Origin of the sequence: Lutispora sp. (assembly GCF_041687175.1) — a bacterium.
GTDB lineage: Bacteria > Bacillota > Clostridia > Lutisporales > Lutisporaceae > Lutispora.
Map to the genome: position 1 here is coordinate 1 of NZ_JAWLCK010000118.1, position 7,844 is coordinate 7,844.

Sequence of the window (7,844 nt, forward strand, 5' to 3'; positions counted from 1 at the left end):
AGGAAAGATTAAAGCTCTTTTTGATACAAGAGATGAACTTGTAGATAGATTTCGATCAAGATTGGATGAGATGGTAAAAGGTTTAGCAAAGGAAATAAACAGCATTCATATTTCCGGCTATGGGATAAGTGATGATATTCATAGAAAATTTTTCATAAACAGCGGAGATCCTTCCAGTGATTATATAGACATGTCTAATATAGCATTCAATCCTGAACTTAATGACTATGACAATATAGCAGCTGCTTTGAATCCTCCTCCATACAATGGGGAGGATAATATCATAGCTTTAAAGATACTTGAAATCAGAGATAAAAAGGTCTTTGGGGAAGAAAATTACGATGTTACACAGGCCAAATATGATTTTGATGAGTATTACAGAAATATAATTTTGGAACTAGGTAAAACAGGTATGGAGGCTGCCATAACTGCTGAGGCTCACAAAACCATGGATAAGGAGATGGAGAATAAAAAAGGAGTTATGATGAATGTTTCTATGGATGAAGAGATGAGCAATCTCATAAGATTTGAGCACTCCTATAATGCTTCTGCCAGAATGGTAAATGTAATGGATGAAATGATAGATATAGTAGTAAATAGACTTGGATTGTCAGGAAGGTAGGTGTGGAATGAATGAGAACAACATTTGGAAGCTTAAATATAGCGAACTCCGGACTGTTTGCCAGTCGTAAGGCGTTGGATATTACCAGCCACAATATAGCAAATGCCAATACGGAAGGATATTCGAGACAGATATTAAAGCAGAGGGCTTCTATGCCTATCTGGGGAGATACAAGAGGTATTATGGGTACTGGTGTAGAGACCTATAATATCGAAAGAATCAGAAATGAGTATCTGGATAAAAAATACTGGAACCAAAGCAGAGCTTTAGGAGAATGGCAAATAAAGCAGCAGAATCTGGAAAACTTGGAGTCAATTTTCAATGAGCCTTCTAATACAGGTCTCAGGCAGGTTATAGATGAGTTTTTTCTGGCTTTAGATGAGCTTTCCAAAAAAACAGGAGATTCTACCCGCCGTATAGCTGTAGTGGAAACAGCCAATACATTGGCTAGTTCCATCAATAGAAACGGAAATGAGATAATAAGGGCTATACGAGAAACCAATGAAGAGGTTAAGAGCAAGGTAGATGAGATAAATTCTCTGGCTTCACAAATTGCTATTCTAAACAAGCAGATATTTAATATGGAGCTGGGAGATTCTAAAGCCAATGATCTCAGAGACCAGCGAAATGTTCTTATAGATAAGCTTTCTAAGATAATAGATATAAATGTGAGCATCACAAAGGATAAAAATGATAATGAATTTCTTAGTATAGATATAGGCGGCATAACTTTAGTTGATCATGTAGATTACGATGAATTGAGCTATGTGGAAGAAGATGTGGCAGGCATAACAGACCTTGGAGCAGGGAAGATGGCCAAAGTTGTGTGGAAAGGACTGGAGAGTCAGGCAGTTAAGATAACTGCAGGAGAACTTAAAGGGTTGTTGGATATAAGGGATGGAAATGGTCAAGGCCTGAATTATAGAGGTTTGCCTTATTATTTGGATAAGCTCAATGAGTTTGCACGAGATTTTTCAAACAAGATTAATGAGATACATAGAAAGGGTATTGATTTTAACGGCGCAGCAGGGGGTAATTTTTTCCATGTTCCTGATGATGACCCTGATAAAATCAACTGTCTTACTTTTGCTGTAAGCGGTGCCTTATTGGCAAACCCTGATTTGATAGCTGCTTCCTCTGATTTTGGTGGAGAAAGCAATAATGAAAATCTTAAAGAGCTTATTGCTTTGAAGGACAAGATAGATATGTTCGGCTCTACCAAGGGAACTCCCGATGATTTTATTAAGGCATTGCTGTCATCCCTTGCAGTGGACGCCCAGCAGGCAGACAGAATGTCAATAAACTCTCAAATCCTTATAGCAGATACAGACAACAGGCGTATGTCGGTTTCGGGAGTACTGATGGACGAAGAAATGGGCAACATGGTGAAATTTACCCAGGCATATAATGCCGCCGCCAGGATGATAACCACCCTTGATGCTATACTGGACACCACCATAAATAGATTAGGTATGGCTGGAAGGTAGGAATACCCTATCCTGTCATTCTGAGTGATAGCGGTTTGTAGGGAATGGTTCATAACCATTCCGCGACCCTAAAGGAATACCCAAAATTCTGAAATCTGAGCTCTGAGTTCTGAGCTCTATAAACCGGAGGTTACATATGCGTGTTACAAATAACATGATGGTTAATAACCTACTAAGAAACCTATATAAAAATTACACAAAAATGGATAAATCTCAGCAAATGCTGTCCTCACAAAAAAAGTTTCTCAGGCCTTCTGATGATCCTATAGGAGTCACCAGAAGCCTTCGATTGACCACCGAGATACTCAATATGTACCAATATAAGAGAAACACCGAGGATAGCGACTCATGGCTGCGAAGCAGCGAGCAGGCTGTTAATAATATGATAGCTGTCATGCAGAGGATAAGGGAATTGACAGTGCAGGGATCTTCGGATACCTATTCCCCTGAAGACAGGAAGAAGATTGCTGACGAGATTGCAGAACTGAAAGATCAGTTGATAAGCATTGGTAATACCACATATGCCGGCAGCTATCTATTTTCCGGCTTCAAGACAGACAAAGCCCTCCTCAAAGAAGATGGAACCTATGATTTGGATGGAGGCATACTTAGCGGTGGAGAAATAATAGAAGTCAATGTAGGCATTAGCGACAGAATCGGCATGAATATTCTGGGACAGAGAATTTTCGGCAGCATGGCAACAACTACATATGATGAATATGTGTTGAAAGGTGTCAGTGAGTTCAAAGGTGTGAACATTGACAGCTCAAACAACATAATAAGCATAGAATATGAAGGTATGGCACCTGTGACTATAACTATGGACGATGGTACATACACCTCTATAGATGGATTAAGATTTATACAGGATTTAAATGATAAGATTGATGCCAGCTCTTTGAATGGTCTGGTAAAAGCAGAACTAGAAAATGGAGTAGTAGTGTTTAAAGGTCCAAGAAATATCACCATAAATAGTGTTCCAAACTCAATGGACGTGAGAGAAGTTATGGGTATAGAAATGGGCCAGAATGCAGTATTATCAAAGGTTACAGTGTCAGATCTTGACGATATTGACCGGGAAATATTCCATGGTTCTACAGCATACTTGTTGAAATCTTCCGGAAGTTTCAGCGATGTTGCAGCAAACGACAGCTTTACCATATATTATGGAGATAACACATACACCATAACCATGGATAAAGATTACAGCGCTGCCCAAGACAAAGAATTCATTTATGATTTTAACAAGAAGTTGGCAGAGATTTCTGGTTTGGCAGGACATGTGGCATTATCCGTGAAAGATGGGCAGCTTGCAATAACAGCAGACAAGCAATTTAAAATAGAAGCTGCTAATTTTGATAAACTGGGATTTAATGCTGATACCGGTCTTAAAGGTGCCAAAGCTACCTATGCAGTAGAAGGAGGCAAGCTGGACTTATTTAATAATCCGATAACCATATCTTCAGGAGACCAGCTTTATATAAATTATGGAGATAAAAGCTATTCTATAGCCTTGACTCCAAAAACTTATGATGATACTACAGGTAACAAATTTAATGATTTGATAAAAGATATTCAGGCGGGGATAAATAATATACCTGAATTAAAAGGATATGTGACGGTAACAGGCGAAGATGGAAGCATAAGATTTAATTCGGATCAAGCGTTTGAGTTGGTCTATGGAGTGGAAGGGGATTTTGCAAGCGTAACCCCCAATATAGATTCAAGCAATGATAGATTTGATATAAAACTTGGTGATGGCTCAGCAATCACAGTTAAAATTCCTCATGGCAGCTATGCTACAATAGATGATTTTGCTCAAGCTTTACAATCAGCTATTGATGCTGAACTATCTTTGAGAGGAAAAGTTAAAGTTGCCAATGATGGTACAAATATATCCTTTTATTCAGAATTACCGATAACCCTATCACCATCAACTGGTTCTGACTTACTGTCATCAGCTTCTGCGTCCAGCAGTGAGCCTATGGATTCACTTGGATTTAACACTGCGAAACAAGGTGTTCTCATTGGCGACAGAGTGGAATCAGGGAGTGCTACCCAATTACTGGGTGTTATAGATCAGCTTTTAAAAGACCTTAACTCAAACAACTCTGAAGGTATAGGGAAGGCTCTTTCCAGATTAGATGCCCATATAGGAAATCTTAACTCTGTGAGAGCTGAAATAGGAGTAAAAACCAATAGACTAGAACTAACTTTAAATAGAATTGAAGATGATAATGTTAACTTGAGGGGACTACTCTCCAAGAATGAAGATATTGACATGGCTGAAACCATAATGAATCTCCAGATGCAGCAAAATGTATACAATGCCGCTCTTTCAGTAGGAGCTAAGATAATAAGCTTGTCCTTAGTTGATTTTATAAGATAAAGATATAGATAAATAGAGGAATGTAAAATGAGCAAGGAAGGGTTTCGGAATTTAGAAGTATGGCATGATGCAAAAGATCTTGCGGTGGAGATATATAAGATTACAATGGAAGGCAAACTATCTATGGATTTTAGCCTTAGAGATCAGATGAGACGTGCGGCAGTAAGCATACCAAGTAATATAGCAGAGGGTGATGAAAGGTACACTAATAAGGAATCTATCAGATTCTTATATATAGCAAAAGGTTCACTTGCTGAGTTACAAACCCAACTTGTTATTGCATATGAAATTGGTTATATAGATGTTAAACAATTGTCATTTTTAGAGAACAATTGCACCTTAGTAGGAAAAAAGCTAGGAGCTTTGATAAAAGCAAGAGAAAAATTTTATAGGCAAAAAGAATGATTAACCAACAAAAAAGCTCTAAACGAATACAATATAGGTCCCATTAGCCCATTGGCCTATTAGCCTATTTGCCAATTTATTATGATAGGAGGCTCCAAAATGAACATCAAGACCAAATTCTTTGGGGAAATAGAAATAGACGAAAAACAAATTATAAACTTTGTGGATGGAATCCCAGGTTTTCCTGAGCATAAGCAATATGTAATCATTAATGATGAGGAATTGGGCTTCACATTCATGCAATCAGTAGATGAGTGGAGCTTATGCTTTATTACTCTGCCTCCTGCCACTTTAGTGGGAGACTATAGCTTTGACTTAAGCGACGAAACAGTAGAAAAACTGGAGCTTGAAAAACCGGAAGATGTTGCAACCTTTGCAATTTTAAATATACCTGAAGACTTTAAGAAAATGACAGCCAATCTAAGAGCCCCCATAGTAATAAATACAAAGAACAACAAAGGAATACAGGAGCTTTTGGATGGGGACAATTACAGCATGAAGCATCAGGTCTTTAAGGAGGATGTGTAATGCTGGTATTGGCAAGGAAAAAAGACGAAGCCATACTCATTGGCGATGAAATAGAAATAATAGTTACTGAAATATCAGAAGATAAAGTGAAAATAGGCATAAAAGCTCCCAAGCATATGAAGGTATTCCGCAAGGAACTTCTAGAACAAGTAAAAGAAGAAAACCTTCAATCCGCCGAATCAAAGGTAGATTTGAAAGCACTGGCTAAGGCTATTAAGAAATAACATGTCATTCTGAGCGTTAGCGAAGAATCTATGACCCTTTAGGAATACCCTAACATCCCCATTTACCCATTTGCCTATCAGCCCATATGCCAAAATAATAAAATAAACTACAAAATATTCTAGAAAGGACTAAAGTTCCAGAAAAGACTATCCGATAATATAATATAAAAGCAATGGACAAGTCTCTAAAACATAGGGCCCATGGAGTAGGAGATAAGTCTTTGCAATATATTCCGGAAAGGACTCCGGATAAAACAAATTCAAGGAGGAAGAAAAATGAGAATTAACAACAATCTATTAGCAATGAATACTCATAGACAACTTGGTATTAACAATACAGCAGTTCAGAAATCCATAGAGAAATTATCATCAGGTTACAGAATCAACAGAGCTGGTGACGATGCAGCTGGTCTTTCAATTTCAGAAAAGATGAGATCACAGATTAGAGGCCTTAACATGGCTTCCAGAAATGCTCAAGATGGTATTTCTTTGATACAGACAGCAGAAGGTGCTTTAACTGAAACACATGCAATGCTTCAGAGAATGAGAGAACTTGTAGTTCAGGCTGCAAATGATACTAATACATCCGATGAAAGAGTTAGAATCAATGAAGAGTTAGCAGAGTTGGAAAAAGAAATAACTGCTATTACTGAGAAGACTGAATTTAACAAAAAGACATTGCTGGCTGGAAGCTTTGCAACTTCAGAAATAGACCTTCAAGTCGGAGCAAACTGTGGTCAGTTCATTTCCTTTACAATAGGAAACATGGGTGCATCTGAAATAGGAGTTAGCGGTGTTGCTGCTGCAGTTTCAAATGCAACTTCTGCTGATACTATCACTGCTAAGATAGTCGATATTGATAATGCAATAGAAAAGGTTTCCATACAGAGATCAAAACTAGGAGCTATCCAAAACAGATTGGAGCATACTATTAAGAATCTTGATAACACAGCAGAAAACTTGCAAGCAGCAGAATCAAGAATCAGAGATGTAGACATGGCTAAGGAAATGATGGAGTTCACAAAACAAAACATATTGCAGCAAGCTGCGACAGCAATGCTAGCTCAAGCAAATATGGCACCTCAAACTGTATTGCAACTTCTAGGGTAATTATTACTACAATAAAAAACATTCGGAAATTTTTTCCGAATGTTTTTTATTGCATAATTAGCATATAACCTAATATTTTTATGAAAATTGTCGATATAAATAATATAATAGTATATAAGAGAAAATTGCTAGGTGGGATATGAATGAAAATCAGTCTATGCATGATAGTAAAAAATGAAGAGAAAAACATTGTTAACTGTTTAGATAGAGCCTTAGGAATAGTTGATGAAGCTATAGTAGTAGATACTGGATCAACAGACAACACAATGAAGATTTTAATAGATAATTATGGTAAAAATCAAAAAGTTAAAATTATAGAATATGAGTGGGAAAATGATTTCAGCAAAGCAAGAAATAAATCTTTAGAATACGCAACTGGAGATTGGATATTAGTATTAGATGCAGATGAGAGGATTTTTTGCAATAGAGAAAAACTGGAAGAATTTCTGATAAATAGAGAAGATAAAGCTTATATAGTCCCAATTTATAACATTATGGACAGATCTAATATTATTATGTCTTCAACTATGGTTAGGCTTTATAAAAATGAGAATCCAAAATATAGTGGAGCTATTCATGAGCAGATTTTTGTTGATGGCAAGAATTATTTAGGTGATATTATAGATGGAGACGTATGTAGAATATATCATTATGGTTATACGGAAGCTATTTTCAAAGAAAAAGGTAAACAGAGTAGAAACATGAGTATTATTAAGAATCAGATAGATGAAAACTCAGAGGTATCTTTTCACTGGTACAATAAGGGTGTCATGGAAATGTGTGAAGGAAACTATGACATAGCTATTGATGATTTTATCAAATCTCATAAGCTTAGCAATAAAACCAGAATGGCCTTTCATAATGATTTGGTTTTAAGACTTTTGCAGTGTATGCTTATGGAAAAAAAATATAAAATGGCAATTGAATTTATTAAGACTGTAGTTAATGATCCAGTAATAGGGAAAATACCTGATATATATTATTATTGGGGTATAGCTCACGCTAATAGAAAGAACTACTCTTTGGCAGTAAAAAATTTTAAGAAAGCTATAGATATAGGAGAATATGAAAAAGGTATT

8 protein-coding genes are annotated in these 7,844 nt (G+C 36.7%); all 8 read left to right on the plus strand.

Annotation, left to right across the window (positions count from 1 at the left end):
• Nucleotides 1-622, plus strand: a 622-nt coding sequence (locus ACESM9_RS13015) for a flagellar basal body rod C-terminal domain-containing protein (RefSeq protein ID WP_372999424.1), incomplete at its 5' end; no start/stop codon positions are given.
• A gap of 11 nt (nucleotides 623-633) precedes the next feature.
• Nucleotides 634-2,109 carry a flagellar hook-associated protein FlgK gene (gene flgK, locus ACESM9_RS13020; protein WP_372999427.1) on the plus strand — a complete coding sequence of 492 codons (1,476 nt, stop codon included), beginning with the start codon at nucleotides 634-636 and terminating at the stop codon, nucleotides 2,107-2,109.
• Nucleotides 2,110-2,245: 136 nt separating this feature from the next.
• On the plus strand, nucleotides 2,246-4,498 hold the full coding sequence (gene flgL, locus ACESM9_RS13025; protein ID WP_372999430.1) for a flagellar hook-associated protein FlgL: 2,253 nt from the start codon (nucleotides 2,246-2,248) through the stop codon (nucleotides 4,496-4,498).
• Between the two features lie 27 nt (nucleotides 4,499-4,525).
• On the plus strand, nucleotides 4,526-4,903 hold the full coding sequence (locus ACESM9_RS13030) for a four helix bundle protein (RefSeq protein ID WP_372999434.1): 378 nt from the start codon (nucleotides 4,526-4,528) through the stop codon (nucleotides 4,901-4,903).
• A gap of 99 nt (nucleotides 4,904-5,002) precedes the next feature.
• Complete coding sequence (fliW, locus tag ACESM9_RS13035) at nucleotides 5,003-5,431, plus strand: flagellar assembly protein FliW (RefSeq protein WP_372999437.1); 429 nt, start codon at nucleotides 5,003-5,005, stop codon at nucleotides 5,429-5,431.
• Entirely contained in the window at nucleotides 5,431-5,655 is a 225-nt protein-coding gene (csrA, locus tag ACESM9_RS13040; protein ID WP_372999440.1) for a carbon storage regulator CsrA, read from the plus strand. The genes fliW and csrA overlap by 1 nt, the downstream gene beginning before the upstream one ends.
• Nucleotides 5,656-5,931: 276 nt before the next feature.
• Complete coding sequence (locus tag ACESM9_RS13045) at nucleotides 5,932-6,765, plus strand: flagellin (protein WP_372999443.1); 834 nt, start codon at nucleotides 5,932-5,934, stop codon at nucleotides 6,763-6,765.
• 143 nt (nucleotides 6,766-6,908) lie between these two features.
• On the plus strand, nucleotides 6,909-7,844 hold a 936-nt coding region (locus tag ACESM9_RS13050), incomplete at its 3' end, for a glycosyltransferase (RefSeq protein ID WP_372999445.1).

Excerpts from the sequence above, each read along its gene's own strand:
- flgK (WP_372999427.1), top strand. The coding sequence starts at position 634 with ATGAGAACAACATTTGGAAGCTTAAATATAGCGAACTCCGGACTGTTT.
- flgL (WP_372999430.1), top strand. The coding sequence starts at position 2,246 with ATGCGTGTTACAAATAACATGATGGTTAATAACCTACTAAGAAACCTA.
- ACESM9_RS13030 (WP_372999434.1), top strand. The coding sequence starts at position 4,526 with ATGAGCAAGGAAGGGTTTCGGAATTTAGAAGTATGGCATGATGCAAAA.
- fliW (WP_372999437.1), top strand. The coding sequence starts at position 5,003 with ATGAACATCAAGACCAAATTCTTTGGGGAAATAGAAATAGACGAAAAA.
- csrA (WP_372999440.1), top strand. The coding sequence starts at position 5,431 with ATGCTGGTATTGGCAAGGAAAAAAGACGAAGCCATACTCATTGGCGAT.
- ACESM9_RS13045 (WP_372999443.1), top strand. The coding sequence starts at position 5,932 with ATGAGAATTAACAACAATCTATTAGCAATGAATACTCATAGACAACTT.